12 protein-coding genes are annotated in these 18,612 nt (G+C 70.0%); 4 read left to right on the top strand and 8 right to left on the bottom strand.

The window, feature by feature from the left end:
- The first annotated feature begins 1 nt into the window (after position 1).
- Positions 2-1,522, top strand: a complete 1,521-nt coding sequence (locus Acor_RS04625; protein WP_170316788.1) for a condensation domain-containing protein — start codon at positions 2-4, stop codon at positions 1,520-1,522.
- 95 nt (positions 1,523-1,617) lie between these two features.
- Here the strand turns inward: Acor_RS04625 and Acor_RS04620 are convergent, their stop codons facing one another.
- A complete protein-coding gene (locus Acor_RS04620) occupies positions 1,618-1,920 on the bottom strand; it encodes a hypothetical protein (RefSeq protein WP_155335239.1) in 303 nt (100 codons plus the stop codon).
- A 61-nt stretch (positions 1,921-1,981) separates the two neighbouring features.
- Between Acor_RS04620 and Acor_RS04615 the strand changes: the two genes are divergently transcribed.
- A complete protein-coding gene (locus Acor_RS04615) occupies positions 1,982-2,173 on the top strand; it encodes a hypothetical protein (protein ID WP_155335238.1) in 192 nt (63 codons plus the stop codon).
- Positions 2,174-2,673: 500 nt separating this feature from the next.
- On the top strand, positions 2,674-2,976 hold the full coding sequence (locus tag Acor_RS41980; protein WP_170316774.1) for a hypothetical protein: 303 nt from the start codon (positions 2,674-2,676) through the stop codon (positions 2,974-2,976).
- 60 nt (positions 2,977-3,036) lie between these two features.
- On the opposite strand, the gene Acor_RS04600 is transcribed toward Acor_RS41980, so the two are convergent.
- Both Acor_RS04600 and Acor_RS04595 read right to left on the bottom strand, forming a co-directional pair.
- Entirely contained in the window at positions 3,037-3,378 is a 342-nt protein-coding gene (locus Acor_RS04600) for a cupin domain-containing protein (RefSeq protein WP_155335235.1), read from the bottom strand.
- Between the two features lie 474 nt (positions 3,379-3,852).
- On the bottom strand, positions 3,853-4,716 hold the full coding sequence (locus tag Acor_RS04595; RefSeq protein WP_155335234.1) for an SDR family oxidoreductase: 864 nt from the start codon (positions 4,714-4,716) through the stop codon (positions 3,853-3,855).
- An 88-nt stretch (positions 4,717-4,804) separates the two neighbouring features.
- Between Acor_RS04595 and Acor_RS04590 the strand changes: the two genes are divergently transcribed.
- A complete protein-coding gene (locus Acor_RS04590; RefSeq protein ID WP_218034123.1) occupies positions 4,805-5,557 on the top strand; it encodes a TetR/AcrR family transcriptional regulator in 753 nt (250 codons plus the stop codon).
- Positions 5,558-5,757: 200 nt separating this feature from the next.
- On the opposite strand, the gene Acor_RS04585 is transcribed toward Acor_RS04590, so the two are convergent.
- From Acor_RS04585 to Acor_RS04565, 5 genes are all read right to left on the bottom strand, one after another.
- Complete coding sequence (locus Acor_RS04585) at positions 5,758-6,057, bottom strand: hypothetical protein (protein ID WP_155335233.1); 300 nt, start codon at positions 6,055-6,057, stop codon at positions 5,758-5,760.
- A gap of 8 nt (positions 6,058-6,065) precedes the next feature.
- Positions 6,066-6,356 (bottom strand): DUF6247 family protein, encoded by a 291-nt coding sequence (locus Acor_RS04580; protein WP_155335232.1) that lies wholly within the window; start codon positions 6,354-6,356, stop codon positions 6,066-6,068.
- Between the two features lie 283 nt (positions 6,357-6,639).
- Complete coding sequence (locus tag Acor_RS44005; protein ID WP_246238422.1) at positions 6,640-6,813, bottom strand: MbtH family protein; 174 nt, start codon at positions 6,811-6,813, stop codon at positions 6,640-6,642.
- On the bottom strand, positions 6,810-12,149 hold the full coding sequence (locus Acor_RS04570) for a non-ribosomal peptide synthetase/MFS transporter (RefSeq protein ID WP_155335230.1): 5,340 nt from the start codon (positions 12,147-12,149) through the stop codon (positions 6,810-6,812). Before Acor_RS04570 ends, Acor_RS44005 begins: the two co-directional genes overlap by 4 nt.
- Positions 12,146-18,592 (bottom strand): non-ribosomal peptide synthetase, encoded by a 6,447-nt coding sequence (locus tag Acor_RS04565; RefSeq protein ID WP_155335229.1) that lies wholly within the window; start codon positions 18,590-18,592, stop codon positions 12,146-12,148. The genes Acor_RS04570 and Acor_RS04565 overlap by 4 nt, the downstream gene beginning before the upstream one ends.
- Positions 18,593-18,612: the final 20 nt, after the last annotated feature.

The raw sequence follows: 18,612 nt of genomic DNA, 5'->3' as shown, positions 1-18,612 counted from the left end.
CATGTCCTCGTCGCTGATCTGGGCGCAGGCCTCCCCCGCACAACACGGCATGTGGGTCACCGACCGGCTGGGAGGTGACCCCCGCGCCCACCACATGCCGATAATGATCCGGTTGACGGGAGATCTCGACCGGACCGCCCTCGCCACCGCCTGCGCCGCGGTGGTGACCCGCCATCCCCTGCTGGGCAAGGCCCTCGCCGACCGCGACGGAGTGGTCGGCCTCGTCCCCGCGTCCACGCCACCCGCCCTCGAATCCGGCCCCACCGAGATCGAGTTCGACCTGGCCACCGGCCCACTGATCCGCTTCATCCTGACCTCAGCGGGCCCCACCGACCACGAACTCCTGATCGTCGCCCACCACGCGATCTTCGACGGCGTCTCCAAGGACCTCCTGCTCCACGACCTCGCCCTGGCCTACAGCGGCACTCCCTTACCCGAGCCGCCATCCTCATCCATCAAACCCACCGAACCCGCCGCCGTCGCCACTGTCGCCGATGTGGCCGAGATTGAAGATGTGGCCGATGTGGCCTCAGCCACGGAATTCTGGCGCCCCCGCTGGCGCGACCCCGCCGAACTCGCCCTCCCCGGCCTCACCGCCCTCTCCCTCCGCGCCACCCCCGCCGACGCGCTCGACCTCAAACTCGACCCCGAACTCGGCCAACTCGCCGACACCCTCGGCATCACCCGCTTCGAAACCCTGGTCGCCGTCCTCCACACCCTCCTGTACGGCTACCACCCAGGCCCCCAAACCGTCGCCGTCGACCTCTCCACCCGCACCACCACCGACCAGAACACCATCGGCCTGTACGCCAACGAACTCCCCGTCTTCACCACCCCCGACGGCACCGACACCTTCGCCCAACTCGCCAGGACCGTACGCGCCGAACTCCGCGAGATCTACCGCCACCGCCGCGTCCCGATCGCGCGGGCGCTGACCGGCATCACCCCCCGGGCCGCCCTCGCCCCGGTCTCCCTCAGCTACCGCAAACGCACCACACCAGAGCCCGAGTTCGCCGGACTGACCACCTCGGTCGAGTGGATGACCGGCAACGGCGCACTCCGCAACACCCTGCACGTACAGGTCGTGGACGGAGTCGGCGCGCGGCTCTCATACGACCCGGCCTGCCTGAACCGGACCTCCGCCGACCTGGTCGCGTCCGACCTGGCCGAGCTGCTGACGGCACTGGCGGCGGCGCCGTACCGCCGGCTCAGGGACCTGCCCCAGCCCCATGCCGCCACCCTGGCCCAGGTCAGCGCACCCTCTGTCGCCGCACCGACCGGCCCCGCCGACGACGAGATCCTCGCGGTGATGACCGCCATCTGGTGCGAGGTCCTGGGCATCGACGAGGTCCACCCGGACGACGACCTGTTCGACCTGGGCGGCCACTCACTCACGATCACGCAAATCATCGCCCGAGTGGACCGTCGCCTGGGAGTCGAACTCACCCTCGACACGTTCTTCGAGACCCCGACGCTGGCCGAACTCGTCTCCCAGGTGGAGGCAGCTCGCGCCCCTTCCTGACCCGGCAGGAGGAAAGGCCGGCCCGGGGCCGAGAGACATGTGCCATCGGCCCCGGCGGACCGCAGCTGTTCAACCGCTGGCACATGGCCTCCCGCCTAGGGGCGGGAAAGACCTCCGTTACTCGACTGTGCCGACCATCTGGCCAGCCCAGCGTCGACGTAGCCCAAGCACTCCAGGACTCGATCGTGGTCAACGGTCAGATGCCGGTGATGAATCGGAGCATGGTGCGCGATCTTGTTGCGCAGCACGCGGAGGTAGTCGAGCTTGAGATGCAGGTCACGACGCCTGCCTCGCCAGCCCGGGAACGCCCGATACAGTGCCGGCCGCCAGAGGTGCTGGTCATAGTTGTTACCTGATCCAAGCAGCGAAACCCAGAAGCCAAACGACAGCTCCTCCACGATGCGATCCGGAGCAGCTGACAGACCGGCCCGTGTGACCTGCTTGGCAGCATCGGCGATCTTGTTCCGCGACCTTCGCGGCGCCATCGCCGTGACACAAGGACGCAGCCGCGTCCCGCTGATCCCGCTCGCCGTCTTCAAGCGCCGCAGCCTCGTCACCGCGAATGCGATCACGGCACTGATCGGCGCGGTCATGACCGCGACGCTGTTCTTTCTCTCGGTCTACCAGCAGTGCTCATCGGCGGGGCGCTGACAACCATGGTTGGACTGCTGTGGATGGCGAGGTTGCCCATCCAAGCCGAATACGTCGTGCACATCCTTGGGCCGACAGTGCTGTGGGCTGCCGGAATCGGCGTCATGACCAAGCCACTGACGGGTAGCACGGGCGGTCGGTCCGGTCCGGCCAAGCATGGGAGCGGACCGGCCGACCATGGTCACGTAGCGAGGGCCTGCTCAGAAATAGGGATTGAAGCGCTGGTTCCAGTCCCCGTGACAAGTGTAGTTCTGGAGGACGACTCCGTTCCCGTAGCCGTAGCCGCGAGCATCCAGGCAGGTGCCCCATTGCACACTGACCAACTCGACCCAGTTGCCGTTGACGGTGGACACACGCACGGCCCTCCACTTTTGGCTGTCACTGCCGCTGCAGGTGTACTGCCGAACAGTGTTGTCGCCAAGCCCGCTCGGGACACCGGCGGTGAGGCACTTCCCAGAGTTCACGGGGGGCACTGGCAGCGGGTGACGCTTGCTCGCGCGATGCTGCGGCGTGACAGTGATCTCCTGATCCTCGACGAGCCGAGTTCCGGCCTGGACGCGGAGGCGGAACACGAGGTCCACACACGGATAGCGGCCTTGCGGAGCGGCCGGACAAGTGTGCTCGTCTCACACCGACTCGGCTCCATCCGGCATGCCGACATGCTTGCCGTCCTTCAGGACGGCGTGTTCGCCGAGGTAGGCCGGCATGACGAGCTCATGGCCCGGAACGGCCTGTACGCCCGGCTATTCAGGCTCCAGGCGTCCGGCTATCGCGATCCGATCGACAGCACGACGGGCGGCTGACGTGAGATCGAGTCACGGGGACGCCCAAGGCCACCGCGCCAGGGAGCGCTCCGAGGCGCATCAGGCCCGGGAGCCGGTGCGCGAGCCATAGGCCGGGCCGAATACGACCAGCAGTGCCAGATCCTCAGTGATGTCCACGAAGTGGTGTTCCTCACCAGCCGGCACGAAGATCACCGCTCCAGGCCCGACCTCCGCCTCACTATTCGCCGCCACGATCCGGGCTCGACCTGCGGTCACCACGTAGATCTCGTCCTCGGTGTGCGGGCTTTGGTCGTCGACCCCGCCAGCCGGGATGCAGTAGGTCCCAACGGACAGGTCCGGCACCTTGAGCTGCTCAACCCAGTCGTTGGCGGCCCCGTCGGCGGACTGCGCCCACGCCCCCGCACCCTTGATGATCTCCATGGTGGCCAGCTTACTGACCGGTTCCAGGCATCTGGAGGTACGGCGGGCGACGGCCGTACCTCGCAGGAGCAACTGAACACGTCCTTGTAGTGTCGCCGCATGACGACTGTGCTCTGCGTACCGCAATGGCAAGGCTCGGCGTAGGGCAAGGCTCGGCGTCGAGCAAGGCTCGGCGTCGAGCAAGGCGCCGCGGCTGATGGCCGGTGCCCGCCGCGCCGCCGAACTCGTTCCGGCCAAGCGGTGGTGACCGTACCCGTGCTTGCCGCCTCGTAGTAGGCCTCGATCGTTGGTCTGGGCGATGGTCTGGGCGATGGTCTGGGCGATGGTCTGCAGTTCGTTCACCAGGATGCGGATGCGCTGTATCCATCGGCGCCCAGGCCCTTGGTTCCACGGCAAGATCACCACCCGAGCAGCCACCGACGCGGGCGGAGCATGGAACCGCTACACCCCAGGGTGTCACATCGAGAGGAGATTTCACGGCCGGGTAGTGAGTACCCCCAACACCGAACGGACCGGCGTGGCTGTGCGCTGGAGGAGATTCTCGAGCTCCGGTCCGGTGGTGGAGAACTCCCCGCGGCGTGCCGCGTGGAACATGCCGAGCAGCATGTTCGCCTGATCCGCGGGGACGCCGTGTCCGATCATGGTGGCTGTCCACTCGGCGTCGTCGGCGACGACGCGGCGGATGGTGCGTCCGGTGAGTTCGGTGACGATGCCGGCGATGTCGGTGAGGTCGAGCGCGTCCGGTGCGGTCAGTGGCGGGGTGGGACCATCGAATCGGCCCTCCTCGGTGAGGATGATCGCTGCCGCTTCGGCGAGGTCGGCGTGCGTGGTCCAGGAGACGGGCCCGTCGGCCGGTGCGACGAGTTCGCCGGTTTCGAGCGCCCGGCCGAGTAGGTGCCGGACGGTGCTGGCGTAGAACCCGTTCCGCAGCGCCGTGAATGGTGTGCCCGTCTTCGACAGGTAGTCCTCGGTGGCGGCGTGGTCGGGCATCGGTGCGAAGACCGAATTCTCGGCCGCGCCCTGGTGGCTGGTGTAGAGGATGCGCTTGGCACCGGCATCGCGAGCGGCGTCAATCGCCGCGACATGCTGAGCAACCGCTGCCTCGCCCGACTGGTTGGTCGAGACGATGAGCACCTGCGTTGCGCCCTCGAACGAATCGGCGAGGGAGTCGCGGTCGGTGAAGTCGCCGCGCCGTACGCGCACGCCGCGTGCGGCCAGGTCAGCGGCGCGGCCGGTGTCACGAACGCTCACACCGACCCGGTCCGCCGCGACCCGATCGAGCAGCCGATCAACGATCTGGGAACCGAGCTGGCCGGCGCCGCCGGTAATGACGATCATAATCTAGCCCCTCCTGCTAACAGTGGAATGATGAAGATGCTATCAGCGTTAGCAACATGGATAGCAATAGTGCGTTATCTTTGGCAGCGTGGCAGAGGTGAGGTCGGACAACGCCAGCAGGCACAAGACGCGAGCGAACATCGTGGAGTGCGCGGCGCAGCTCCTGCGTGAGCAGGGCACAAGCGCGGTCACCACCCGCGCGGTCGCGCAGGCGGCCGGAATGCAGGCGCCGACCATCTATCGGTTCTTCGAGGACAAGGACGCGCTGCTCGACGCCGTCGCCGAACACGTCTTCGCCACCTACGTCGCAGGAAAGACCCTCGTCGAGGACAGCGGCGACCCGATTGCAGACCTGCGGGCAGGGTGGGACACGCATATCGGCTTCGGACTCGCCAACGCAGCGCTGTTCGGTCTCCTCACCGATCCCAGCCGCGGGGCTCGTTCCCCGGCGGCGGCCGCCGGCCTGGAAGTTCTACGCGCCCGGGTGCACCGCATCGCGGCAATCGGCCGACTTCGAGTCCCGGAAAGGCGCGCCATCGAACTCATCCACGCCGCCGGCACCGGCGCCGTCATCACCTTGCTCTCCACTCCGCCAGAACACCGGGACCTCGACCTCGCAGACGCGATGTACGAAACGGTGATGCGATCGATCCTCACCGACGTCCCAACACTTCCCTCAGACAGCGCAACCGCGGCCGCTGTCGCATTCCGGGCCGTCACACCGAAGCTGACAATGCTCACCGACGCCGAACGCGCCCTGCTGTCCGAGTGGCTGGATCGAGCCAGCGATGGCCTTAGCCGTCCCGGACTGAGACCGCGATCAGATGCCGTCCAAGATTGACCGCATCCGCGAGAGATCAATAAGCCCATTACGGTGATCGCAATGGGCCTTTGACCTGCGGAGCCGCCTTGGGGAATCGAACCCAGACCTTCTGTTCAAAGGCAGGGGCAGACACCTGGTCAAGGGATTCCCGGCCTTCAAGACAAGAACGACCGCCGCTCAGGCGGAGCAACACCCTGGCCAGGACCTAGTTACCCAGGTCAGAGGGTGCTGGACAGCTGCCGGTGTGTGCCTTTCGCGGCTGATATTGCTGTCACCGTCGGTGTCATCCCGCCCACGTCACGTTGAAGATCGTGATCAGCCGTTTGGGCCTCGTCAACCTTGAAGTACATGATCCCGGCGTCGCCGAACGTCGTCTGTCGATACTCGGACTCGCCCGGGTAAAGGTACCGCGCGTCCCACGGCTCCTCCAGAAGATCAACAGTCCTAGAGAGCAAGGCATCGAATGCCTGGCTTGGAAGCCCCTTCATCTGCTCGAGCGCTGCCGGATGGAGTTCCACGCGGTGGCTCACTGGCGGTCGGCCCAGCCTGGGAAAGCGTCGTCCATAGAGACGAACCCCTCCCGCCGACCGTTACGCACATCCTGCTCAGCACGGTCGAAGTCCGGGTTGGATACAGCGACCGCGTGAAGCCGCCATCGGTGGAGAACTTCCCGGAGCTGCTTGAATCGCCACACCTCACGCGCCGCGTCCAGCGCCGCGTGATACTCGCTCATAAACTGCTCATGCCACTTCGCAAGCAAAGCACGCAAGATCTCTGCCGGATCGTCTCCGGCGGTGTGCAGTGGCTCCGCAGTCATAGCGTCGAGACTACCTGGTGGAACTCAGCCACAACCCCTGCTTCGCCTGGGTATGGAGGCTTTCCTCGGATCTGTCGGTGGCACCGCCCTGGACCGAGTCCCGGGTGTCCGCCCATGTGATCAGCGAACAAATGGCGAGCGCGGCCGACGTCTTCGCGACCGCGATCAAGGCGGCATGAGCGCCCCTTAGCAAGACCGAGGCATTGTCCGGAGAGCCCCTGGCCATATCTGAACTGGTCAGGGGCTCTCATATGGGGAACCCGCTTTGGGGAACGAACCCCGGTCAGTGGCGGGCGCTGAGGGGGCGCATGTCGGTCCAGACCTCTTCGATGTGGGATAGGCAGGCCTCCTTCTCGCCTGAGAAGCCCTCTGCTCGCCAGCCGTCCGGGACCGGTCGGTCGGCGGCCCAGATCGAGTACTGCTCCTCGTCGTTCAGTACGACCAGATACTCGCTCACACTTTCTCCTTCTTTTTCGTGAATGATCGGTTCTTCAGGCTTTCGAAGCCGATCACGTCGTCGGGTAGTGCGTCGGGGACCAGTTCGTCGAAGCGCCACAGGCCCTTGCTCCATCGCGCCACAAACACGGCGAAGGCCATGATCAGGGCGAATAGGACGTACATGAAGGCGATGCCGCGGCCCTCGCCGGTGCCGATCACTGTGCCGATCGTGTCGGCGAGGAGGCCGCCGGGGGCGAACATCGGCTCGAACAGCGCTGTTCCGTACGGGGCGACCAGGCCGTAGCCGAGGGGCAGGGTGGAGAAGGCGACCAGTTGGTTGAGTGCGAACACCCGGCCGTGGAATCGCTGGGGGACCTTGACCTGGATGATCGTGGCGTAGATGCCGTTCAGGACGGTCAGTGACAGGAACATGCCGAACACGCCGGCCGAGATGACCGCCAGGTGCTCGTGGGCGCCGACCACGATCGCGGAGGCGGACAGGGCCACCGTCGACCAGAGCTGACCGCGCAGGCGCAGGCGCTTCGGTCCGCCCCAGATGGTCATGATCAAGCCGCCCAGGAACACGCCGAGCCCGCCGAAGAACGTCACCCGGCCGACGTCGCCGAGTTCGGCGAAGGACAGCACCAAGGGCGAGATGAGCAGGAACAGCGGTGACATGAACAGGTTGACCACGGCGAAGAACAGGAGCATGCGGCGGATGCCGAGGTGGCCCCAGGAGTACTTGAAGCCGTTGACCATCTCGGTGAGCACCGTTTCACGGCGCTGCCAGGCCATCGTCTTGGGGAACCGGACCAGCAGGACGGTGATGATGGCGACGGTGTAGCTGACCACGTCGATGATCAGGATGCCGCCCAGGCCGATGACGGCCATCAGGCCGGCCGCGATCAGCGGGACCACCAGCATGGCGACGCCGTTGACCATGCCCATCAGGCCGTTGGCGTGCCCGAGGAAACGTTTCGGGACCAGCTGCGGGATCGAGGACCCGTACGCGATGCGCTGGAAGGTGAGCGCGATCGACAGGCTGATCAGGAGTGGATAGACGTGCCAGACCTGGAGGTTCCCAGTCCACGTCAGGATGCCCAGGACGAGCTGGGTACTGCCGGCGGCGATGTCGCTGAACAGGATGACCTTGCGGCGGTCGAACCGGTCCACGATCGTGCCGGCGAGGGGGGCGACCAGCATGCCGGGCAGCAGGGCCAGCACCGAGAAGAGGGCGAAGTTGCCGAGGGAGCCGGTGGTGAGCAGGATCCATAGCGGCAGGGCGAACTCGGTGAGCGCGGAGCCGGTGATCGAGACCAGCTGGCCGGCGGCCAGGGCGGCGAAGCGGCGCATGCTGGGCTTGGGGCCGATCTGCACGCTCTGTTCCGCGCCCCGGCGGGAGACGCCCTGGAGCCACCAGGTCTCGTCGCCGGTGGTGCGTTCGAGGTGCGCGGTGTCCTCGTCGAGGACGGCGCGGTGGGTGCCGGTGACGATGTCCGCCAGTTCCTCCGCCCGATATTTCACGAAGTAGTGGGCGGCTTCGTCGAGGACGACGCAGGCGGCGACGTCGGCGACGCAGTGCCATTCGCGGTAGCGCTCCTGGTAGTACTCCACCGCGGGGTCACGCTCGCCGACCACGGCGATGACCGGGGAGCGCAGCGGGGTCAGCTCCTGCTCGAAGATCTGGGTGAAGTACCGCTCCGCCTCGCGGGTGCCGGTACGGCGGTTGCGGACGATCAGTTCGAGCTCAGCCTGGTCGAACTCGGAGACGTCGAGCCCGGACGCGCTGAGCTGGTTGATCCTGCCCTGGTCACCGCCCAGTTCGTCCATCCAGCTGGCGAACCTGGCCATCGGGCCGCGAGGACGGGCGAACGGGAAGACGCCGCCCAGGTAGATGGCCTCGGCGGGCCTGCCCGCCTGTTCCAGGATGCGGGCGGCCTTGGTGGTGACCATCACGCCGTGACCGCAGTGGCCGTACATGACGACCGGGCCGGTGACGTTGTCCAGGATCTCCTGGGCGTACGCGGCGGCCACCTCGTCGACCGGCTTGGGTTCCTCGCCCAGCTCGTTTCCCGGTACGGCCAGCGAGTAGAGCGCCCAGTCGGCCGGCATCACGTCGGCGAGGGGCTTGTAGATGACCGCGCTGCCGCCGCCGTAGGGCGCGCAGACGATCGTGGCGGTGGTCGTCCGGGCGGGCGTGAGACGGTGCAGCAGCCGGTCGGGGCCCTTGACCGTGTCGGGGTCGAGCAAGTGGGCGAGTTCGCGCACGGTCGGGTGCTTGAACAGGTCCAGCAGGGTCGCCGTGTGCCCGGCCTTGCGGAGGCGGGCGACGACCTGCATGGCCAGCAGCGAGTGGCCGCCCAGGTCGAAGAAGTCGTCCAGCACGCTGACCCGCTCCAGGCCGAGCACGGCGGCCCAGATGGCGGCGACGGTCTCCTCGATGGGGGTGGCGGGGTCGGTGAACTCGGCACCCAGGTCGGGGCCGGCAGCCGGGTCGGGCAGGGCGGCGCGATCGACCTTGCCGTGCGACTTGAGCGGGAGGCGGTCCAGCCAGACGTAACGGGCGGGAACCATGTAGTCCGGCAGGCGTTCCTTCAGCCAGGCGCGCAGCTCGCCGGTCTCCTCACCGACCAGGAAGGCCACCAGGCGCTGGCCGCGCAGATCGACGACGGCCTGCGCGACGCCGGGGTAAGTGGCGAGGACGGTCTCGATCTCGCCGAGCTCGACCCGGTAGCCACGGACCTTGACCTGGAGGTCGCGGCGGCCGAGGAACTGCAGGTCGCCGGAGGGAAGCCAGCGGCCGAGGTCGCCGGTGCGATACATACGCGCACCAGGAGGCCCATACGGGTCCGGGACGAATTTCTCCGCTGTCAACCCCGGACGGCCGAGGTACCCGCGCGCGAGGCGTTCGCCGCCGAGGTTGATCTCACCGGGGACGCCGATCGGCACCGGGCGGCCGTGCGCGTCGAGAAGCCGGACCTGGGCGCCGCCCAAAGGGCGTCCGATGGGCAGCAGGCCGGTGACCGTCGTGACCTCGTGGGTGGTGACGCCGACGGTGGCCTCGGTGGGGCCGTAGTGGTTGACGACGCGGACCCGGGTGGCCAGGTCGGCGGCCCATTCGGCGGGGGCGGCCTCGCCGCCGAGAATGAGGAGCTTGCGCGGCAGGATCTCGGCGGGCTCGGCCTCGGAAAGCAGCGCCGCGAGATGCGAAGGCGTGATCTTGAGATAATCGGCCGGACGTAACCGGAAATATTCGCTCAAGTCGGGGGCGGCGGTCCGGGACGGCAGCAGGTGCAGGCAGCCGCCCGTCATCAGCGACAGGTAGAACACCGTCACGCCGAAGTCGAACGCCAGCGACTGGAGCAGCGCGAACGACGAACCGGGTTCGACCTGGAACCGCTCGTGCACGCCGGCCAGGTAGACCAGGACCTCGCGGTGCTGGACGGCGACGCCCTTCGGCCGCCCGGTGGTGCCCGACGTGAAGATCACGTACGCCAGGTCGGCGGGCCCGACCCCGCTGTGCACGGGCGTGTCGGGGCCGTCCTGGTCGTCCACGTACACCGGGGCGAGCCCGGCCGGCAGCAACTCCTCGGTGGTCACCGCGATCCGGATCCCGGCGTCGGCCACCATGTAGCCCACCCGCTCGGCCGGCAGCTCCGGATCGATCGGCACATAGGCCGCGCCGGATTTGAGCACACCGACGATGGCCACCGCCAGTTCGGCCGACTGCTCCAGGCAGACCGCCACCCGGTCCCCCGGCCGTACACCCTGGTCGCGGAGGCGATGCGCGAGCCGGTTGGCGCGCTTGTCCAGTTCGCGGAAGGTCAGCGTGTCCGGGCCGAACACCACGGCGGGCGCGTCCGGGGTGCGTTCCGCGGCGGCGGTGACCAGGTCGTGCAGCAGGTCGCGATCGAGCGGCACGGCCGGCTCGGAGACGCCGAGGGCGAGCACGCGCTCGTGCTCGCCGGGGGGCAGCAGATCCAGCTCGGAGACGCGGGCGTCCGGGTTGGCGACGATCGAGCGGAGCAGCGCGTCCAGCGAGAGCGCCATCCTGGCCACCGTGTCCTCGGTGAACAGGTCGGTGCTGTAGATGATCGCGCCGCCCATGCCCTCGAAGCCCTCGTACAGGTAGAAGGCGAGGTCGAACCGGCTGACCCGGACGTCGGCGGAGAAACCGGTCACCTGGACCGGGCCGGGCGCGGAGGCGGGTCCCGTGGCGTAGTTCTGCAGCGCGAACATGACCTGGAAGATCGGCGTCCGGCTCACGTCGCGTTCCACGTTGAGCTCGTTGACCAGCTGGTCGAAGGGCAGCTCCTGGTGCGAGAACGCGTCCAGGGCGGTCTCCTTGACCCGGCCGAGCAGCTCGGTGAAGGTGGGGTCGCCGTCCAGGTCGGCCCGGATCGCCAGGGTGTTGACGAACATCCCGACCAGGCCGTCCAGCTCGGGCAGGCCGCGCCCGCTGACGGGGCTGCCGACCGCGAACTCGTCCTGCCCGGACCACCTGGCCAGCAGCACCTGCAGCGCCGCCATGAAGGTCATGTACGGCGTCGCCCCGTGCGCCGTCGCCAGCGCGCCGATGGCGGCTTCGAGGCGTGCGTCGACGAAGAAGCCGTGGCCCGATCCGGCGGAGCCCTGCTCGGCGGGGCGCGGGAAGTCGGTGGGCAGCTCCAGCGGCGGCACCCGGGCGAGTTGCTCCCGCCAGTAGGTGACGTCGGCCTGGTAGGCGGGGGTTCCGGTGCGTTCGCGCTGGTAGGCGGCGAAATCTCCGTACTGGACCGGGAGTGGGGTGAGCGGGCGGCCGTCGAGGGCGGTGAGCAGGTCGCCGAGGAGGACGTCGCCGGACCAGCCGTCGGTGATGGCGTGATGGGCGGCCAGCTGGATCACGTGCTGGTCGGGGCCGACCCGGACCAGCGTGGTGCGTAGCAGCGGCCCTCGGGCCAGGTCGAACGGCCGGGCCAGGTCGGCGGAGATGAGCTCCCTGGCCTGCTCAGGCGTGTCCGCCGTGAGGACGGTCAGGTCGACGACCGGCTCGTCGGAGATCACCACGGACGGCAGGCCGTCCTCGGAGGTGGCGAAGCAGGTGCGCAGCGTCTCGTGCCGTTCGGTGACTTTGACCAGGGCGTTCCGCAGGTCCTCGACGTCGACCGGGCCGTCCAGCCAGACCGCGAACGGGACGAGGTAGGAGGCGGTCCCGGGGCGGTACTGCTCCAGGAACCACAGGCGTTCCTGGGCGTGCGACAGCGGGGGCACCGTGCCGGGCGGGCGGGGGGTGATCGAGGCCGACGCCGTACGGCGTCGCAGGCGCTGCTTGAGCAGGGCCTGCTTGGCCAGCGAGAGGTCGGGAGTACTGGTCACGGAGCCTCCATGAGGCGCAGGGCTTCCTCGTCGGACAGGTCGTCCAGCTCGGCGAGCAGGATGTCCTCGACGGTCGCCGCGAGGTCGGCGACGGTGGTGTGGGTGAACATGGCGCGGATCGGCACGTCCACGCCGACCACCGCCTTGAGCCGGGCGGCCACCCGGATGGCGAGCAGCGAGTGGCCGCCGAGCAGGAAGAAGTCGTCGAACGCGCCGACGCCCTCCAGCCCGAGCAGCTCGCTCCACACGTCGGCGACCAGCGCCTCCGCGTCGGTTCTGGGGGCGACGAACGCCTCTTCGCGGAGAGGTTCCGGGTCGGGCAGAGCAAGGCGGTCGAGTTTGCCGTTGGGGGTGAGCGGGAGCGTGTCCAGGCGGACGTACTGGCTCGGAAGGTGTGAGGCGGGGAGTCGTTCGAGCAGCTGCTCGCGGAGTCCGGCGGTGTCGCCGACCACGTACGCGACGAGGTTGTCCGCTCGCACGGTGACCGCCGCCCTGGTCACCCCCGGGAGGCTCTCCAGCACGGATTCGATCTCGCCGGGCTCGATCCGGTGGCCGCGGACCTTGACCTGGTCGTCGTTGCGGCCGAGGAATTCGAGGGTGCCGTCCCAGCGCCAGCGGACCAGGTCGCCGGTGCGGTAGAGGCGGGTGCCGCCGGGTCCGGGGACGAAGCGTTCCGCGGTGAGGCCGGGACGGCCGAGGTAGCCGTGGGCCAGGCCGAGGCCGCCGATGACGAGTTCGCCGGGGGCGCGCGGCGGGACCGGCCGGAGCTGGTCGTCGACCACGGCGACCGTGGTGTTGCCGATCGGGCGGCCGATGGTGATCTCGGCGGGGTTCTCGGGGACTTCCCAGGCGGTGGACCAGATGGTGGTCTCGGTCGGGCCGTACACGTTGACCAGGCGAGCGACGCGGGCGCGCAGGTCGCGGGCGAGGCCGGAGGGAAGGGCCTCGCCGCCGACCAGCCCGACGACACCACCGGCGAAACCCGCGTCGAGAAGGACGCGCCAGCCGGAGGGGGTGGCCTGGATGTGGGTGACGCCCTGTTCGGTGATCAGGCGGCCGAGCCGTTCGCCGTCGAGCGCGCTGTCGGCCATCACGGCGCGCCCGCCGGTGATCAGCGGCAGATAAAGCTCAAGTCCGGAAATGTCGAAGGAAAGTGAGGTGAGGGCGAGCCAGACGTCGTCCGGGCCCGCGCCGAGCAGGTCGCGCATCGAGGTCAGGAAGTTGACGAGCGCGCGATGCGGGACGACGACGCCCTTCGGGCGGCCGGTCGAGCCGGAGGTGTACAGCACATAGGCCGGGTCCTCGGGCCGGATTCCGGCGTCGAGTTCCGGGAAGTGGAAGTTCGCGGAGCCGGCCCGCGCGAAGTCCTCGGGAAGGATATCGGCGTCGAGTTCCCCGTCGCCGAGGCGGATGACCGGGCCGTCCCAGGTCACCTCGCCGGTGCCGTCGGTGAGCAGCGCGCGCGGCTTGGCGTCGTCGAGGACGAACCCGATCCGGGCCGCCGGGTAGGCGGGGTCGAGCGGCAGGTAGGCCGCGCCCGCCTTCATCACCGCCAGCAGGCCGGTCAGCGACGCCACCGACCGTTCGGCCAGCACGCCGACGACGTCCCCGCGCCCGACGCCGAGCCCGCGCAGCCGGACGGCCAGCCGCCGCGCCTCCTCGTCGAGTTCGCCATAGGTCAGGCCGTCGACGGCGATCCGGTCCCGGTCCTGGCTCTCGAACAGGCTGAGCATGGTCGGCGCGGGCGGCGCGAACTCCGGGCCGCGCGACCAGGCCGTCAGCTCGGCGTCGTCCTCCAGCGTGCGCATCGACAACATCGACAGGCGGGTGGCCGGGTCGGCGGCGATGTCGTACAGGCACTCGACCAGCCGCGACGCCAGCCGCTCGACGGTACGCGCGTCGAACAGCGCCGCGTCGTAGTCGAAGACCAGGTTGAGCCCGTCCGGCGCTGGCCAGGCGGTCAGCGTCAGGTCGAACGCGGTCTTGATGGCGCCCGCGTTGTACGGCTCGTGCCGCAGCCCCGCGAACGTGGCCGGCATGTTGCCCTCAGCCGTCTGGCTGTGCAGGATCAGCATGGTCTGGAACAGGGCGGTCTGCCCGAGATCCCGGCGTACGCCCAGGACGGACTTGAGCCGTTCGACCGGGATCTCCTGATGGGCCAGCGCGTCCACGACCGTCGCCCAGGTCCGGCGCAGCAGCTCGCGGAAGGGCGGATCGCCGGACAGGTCGGCGCGCAGCACCAGCGTGTGCGCCAGATACCCGATCACCGACTCCAGCTCGACCCGGCCCCGGGCCGCCGTCGGCGAACCGACGGCGAAGTCCATCCTGCCGGTGTGCCGGGCCAGCAGCGCCTGGTAGGCGGCCAGCAGCACCATGAACAGCGTGACGCCGCTCTCCCGCCCGGCCGACTCAAGCCCCGCCACCAGGTCGCTGGGCACATGCTGGTCGTGCACCGCGCCCACCCTCAGCATTTCGAGCGGGCGCGGCCGGTCCAGCGGCAGTTCCAGCACCGGGACCCCGGCCAGCTTCTCCTTCCAGTGCGCCAGCGCGGCCTCGCCCTCGTCGAGGGCCTCCCGCCGGAGCTGCCAGATCGACACGTCGCCGGCCTGGACGGGCAGCGGCGGCAGGGCGATGCCCTCGTACAGGGCGGCCAGCTCGGTGAACATCACGTTGACCGACCAGCCGTCGGCGATGATGTGATGCATCGCCACGCAGATCACATGGTCCTCGGCGCCGAGCCGGAGCAGCGACACCCGGATCGGCGGGGCGGCGGCCAGGTCGAACGGGACGTTGACGCGCTCGGCGCAGAACGCGCGCGCCTCCCGGTCGGTCAGCTCCGCCCACTCGATCGCGACCTCGCCCGGCGGGTCGATGACCACGGTGGGGCGGCCGTCCTCGGCCGGGAAGCGGGTGCGCAGCGATTCGTGCCGGGCCGTCAGGGCGGTGAAGGCGGCGGCGAAGCGGTCCCGGTCGATGGGGCCGTACAGACGCCGGGCCAGGTACATGTTGCTGGAGGCGTCACCAGGCGTGAAGTGGTCCATGAACCACAGCCGCTCCTGGGCCGCCGACAGCGGCACGGGGGCGCCCTCGGGGCGGGGTTCGAGCGGGATCACGCCGGGGTCGGCGCCGATCGCGGTGGCCAGGCCGGCCACGGTGGGGTGGGCGAACAGCACCCGGACCGGGACCGGGACGCCGAACGCCTTGGCGAGCAGGGCGGCGGCGCGGGGGGCCAGCAGGGATCTGCCGCCGAGCGCGAAGAAGTCGTCGTCCGCGGCGACCCCGTCGACGCCGACGACCTCGCCGAACACGCGGGCGATGAGGCGTTCCGCGGGGTTGGCGGGCGGGCGTCCGGTCCGCGGGGCGGCGACGGTCTCGGCGCGGACGCCCGGGAGCGCGGCCAGCCCTTCGGCCCGCCAGGCCGCGCCGCCGAGCGTGACGCCCGGGAACAGCAGGTCGGCGAGCGGGCGGTCCGGTTCGGCGTGTACGGCGTCCAGCAGGGCGGTGAACCTGGCCGCCAGGGCTTCGATCCTGGCCTCGTCGAACAGGGCCGCGTCGTAGGTGAACACCAGCGACAGCGCCTCGGCGGTCCGCCACGCGTCCAAAGTCAGGTCGAAGCGGGCGGGGACGTGATCCAGGTCGAACGGCACGCAGGACGCGCCCGCCACCTCGACAGGCTCCGGCCTCGTGTCCAGCGCGAGAACGGTCTGGTAGAGCGGCGTCTGGCCAGTGTCCCTGGCCAGCTCCAGGTCGGCGAGCAGGCGTTCGACCGGGATCTCCTCGTGCGCCATCGCCGCCAGCACGGTCGACCGGGCCCGCGCGAGCAGATCCCCGTACGAAGGGTCTCCGGACAGGTCGGCGCGCAGGACCAGCACATTCCCGAGATGACCGATCACCGGCTCCAGCTCGACCCGGCCCCGGCCCGCCGTGGGCGCGCCGACCGCGAAGTCGTGCTGGCCGGTCTCCGCCGACAGCACCGCCTGGTACGCGGCGAGCAGCACGCTGAACAACGTCGTGCCGTGCCGCTGCGCCAGCTGCTCCAGCGGAGCCACCGGAACCCGAACCCGGACCGCGTGGCCGCGCCGGGACGCCACCGGCGGGCGCGGCCGGTCGGTGGCCAGGTTCAGGACCGGCAGGCCGGCCAGGCGTTCCCGCCAGTGCGCGAGCGCGTCCGCGCCGGCGCCCAGCGCCTCCCGGCCGTGCTGCCAGGCGACCACGTCGCCGTGCTGCACCACCGGCGGCTCCCTGCGCGGGTCGGCCAGGTCCTCCACCAGCACGTCCAGCGACCACTCGTCGCCGGCGACGGCGTGGAACACCACGCAGAGCACGTGGTCGCCGGAGGCCAGCCGGACCAGCGAGATCCGCACCGGCGGGGCGGCCGCCAGGTCGAACGGCGCGTTCACCCGGGCCGACAGCAGCGCACGCGCGTCCGCCTCGGTGGCCGCCGCCAGCTGTTCGACGACGACCTCGCCCGGCTCCTCGATCACCGCGACCGGGCGGCCGTCCACGTCGGGGAAGCGGGTGCGCAGCGCCTCGTGCCGGGCGAGCGCGGCGGCCAGCGCGGCCGTGAGCGCGGCGACGTCGAGCGGGCCGCGCAGCAGCCGGGTCAGGTGCATGTTGTAGGAGGCGTCGCCCGGGTCGAAACGGTGCAGGAACCACAGCCGCTCCTGGGCCGGCGACAGCAGCACCGGCGTGCCGGGCGGGCGCGGCTCCAGCGGCACCGACACGGTGTCCAGGCCGTCCAGGATCGCGGCCAGCCCGGCCACGGTCGGGGCCGCGAACAGCTCCCGGACCGGGATCTCCACGCCGAGCCGCCGGGTCAGCCGGGCCGTCACCTTCGTGGCCAGCAGCGAGTGCCCGCCGACCGCGAAGAAGTCCGCCTCCGCGCCGACCCGGTCCAGGCCGAGCACCTCGGCGAACGCCTCGGCCACCACCCGCTCCGACTCGGTGCGCGGCTCGATCTCCCCGGCCGCGGTCACCGGCGCGGGCAGCGCCAGCCGGTCCACCTTGCCGTTCGGGGTCAGCGGCATCGCCGCCATCGGCACCACGACCGACGGCACCATGTACGGCGGCAGCCGCTCGGCCAGCGCGTCCCTGGGATCGGTGTCCGCGCCGACGACGTAGGCGACGAGGATCTCCTTGTGCACGGTGACGATCGCCTGCCGGACGCCGGGGAGCTCCTCCAGGACGGTTTCGATCTCGCCCAGCTCGATCCGGTGGCCGCGGAGTTTGACCTGGTTGTCGGAGCGGCCGAGGAAGTCGAGCGTGCCGTCGTCGCGGCGGCGTACGGTGTCGCCGGTGCGGTAGAGGCGGGCGCCCGGCTCGCCGTACGGGTCGGGGACGAAGCGTTCCGCGGTCAGGGCGGGGCGGCCGAGGTAGCCGTCGGCCACGCCGACGCCGCCGATCAGGAGTTCGCCCTCGTCGGCGGGGTGCAGCCGGTCGTCGGCGATGTGGACGTGGGTGTTGCCGATGGGGGTGCCGATGCTGACCGACGCGGTGCCCGGGGGGACCTCCCAGGAGGTGGACCAGATCGTGGTCTCGGTGGGGCCGTACACGTTGATCAGGCGGGCGCAGCGGTCGGCGAGGGTTCTGGCGAGGGCGACGGGGAGGGCCTCGCCGCCGACCAGGCCGACGACGCCTCCGGCGAAGCCCGCGTCCAGGAGGACGCGCCAGCCGGAGGGGGTGGCCTGGACATGGGTGACGCCCTGCTGGGTGATCAGGTCGCGGAGCCGGCCGCCGTCCCGGGCGGTCTCGCCGTCGGCGACGACGACCCGGCCGCCGGTGATCAGCGGCAGGTACAGCTCAAGTCCCGAAATATCGAAGGAAAGGGAGGTGAGGGCGAGCCAGGCGTGGCCGGAGTCCGCGTCCAGGATGTCGCGCATCGACCAGAGGAAGTTGAGCAGCGCGCCGTGCGGGACGACGACGCCTTTGGGGCGGCCGGTGGAGCCGGACGTGTAAAGCACATACGCCCTGCCAGCCCTTTTGCGCGGATATTTCGTGACCTGTGTGTCTTTGGGGGGTTCGTCGAGGGTGAGCACCGGGCCGGTGAACGCGGGCAGGCTGTCGCGCAGGTGGCTCAGGGTGAGCACGGCCCGCGCGCCCGAGTCGGCCAGCACCATCGCGATCCTGGCCGCCGGATAGCCGGGGTCCAGCGGCAGGTAGGCCGCGCCCGCCTTCAGCACGCCCAGCAGCCCGGCCAGCATCTCCGCGGAACGGTCCGCGAACAGCGCGACCAGCTCCCCGGGACCGATCCCGGCGGCCTGCAGTCGCGCCGCCACCGCGTCAGCCGCCCCGTTCAGCTCGGCGTAGGTCAGGGTGCGGGCGCGCGCGACCACCGCGACCCGGTCGGGGCCTGCCGCGACCTGATCCTCGAAGAGATCGACGATCGTCGGCACGTCCGGCAGCGCCAACTCGGTACGCGGGTGCACTCCGGTCGTTTCGGTCATCGCTCGTGTCTCCCAAGCCG

Origin of the sequence: Acrocarpospora corrugata (assembly GCF_009687845.1) — a bacterium.
GTDB classification, from domain to species: domain Bacteria; phylum Actinomycetota; class Actinomycetes; order Streptosporangiales; family Streptosporangiaceae; genus Acrocarpospora; species Acrocarpospora corrugata.
The sequence above is the reverse complement of the archived record's forward strand: the minus strand, read 5'-3'. Positions and strand labels throughout refer to the sequence as shown.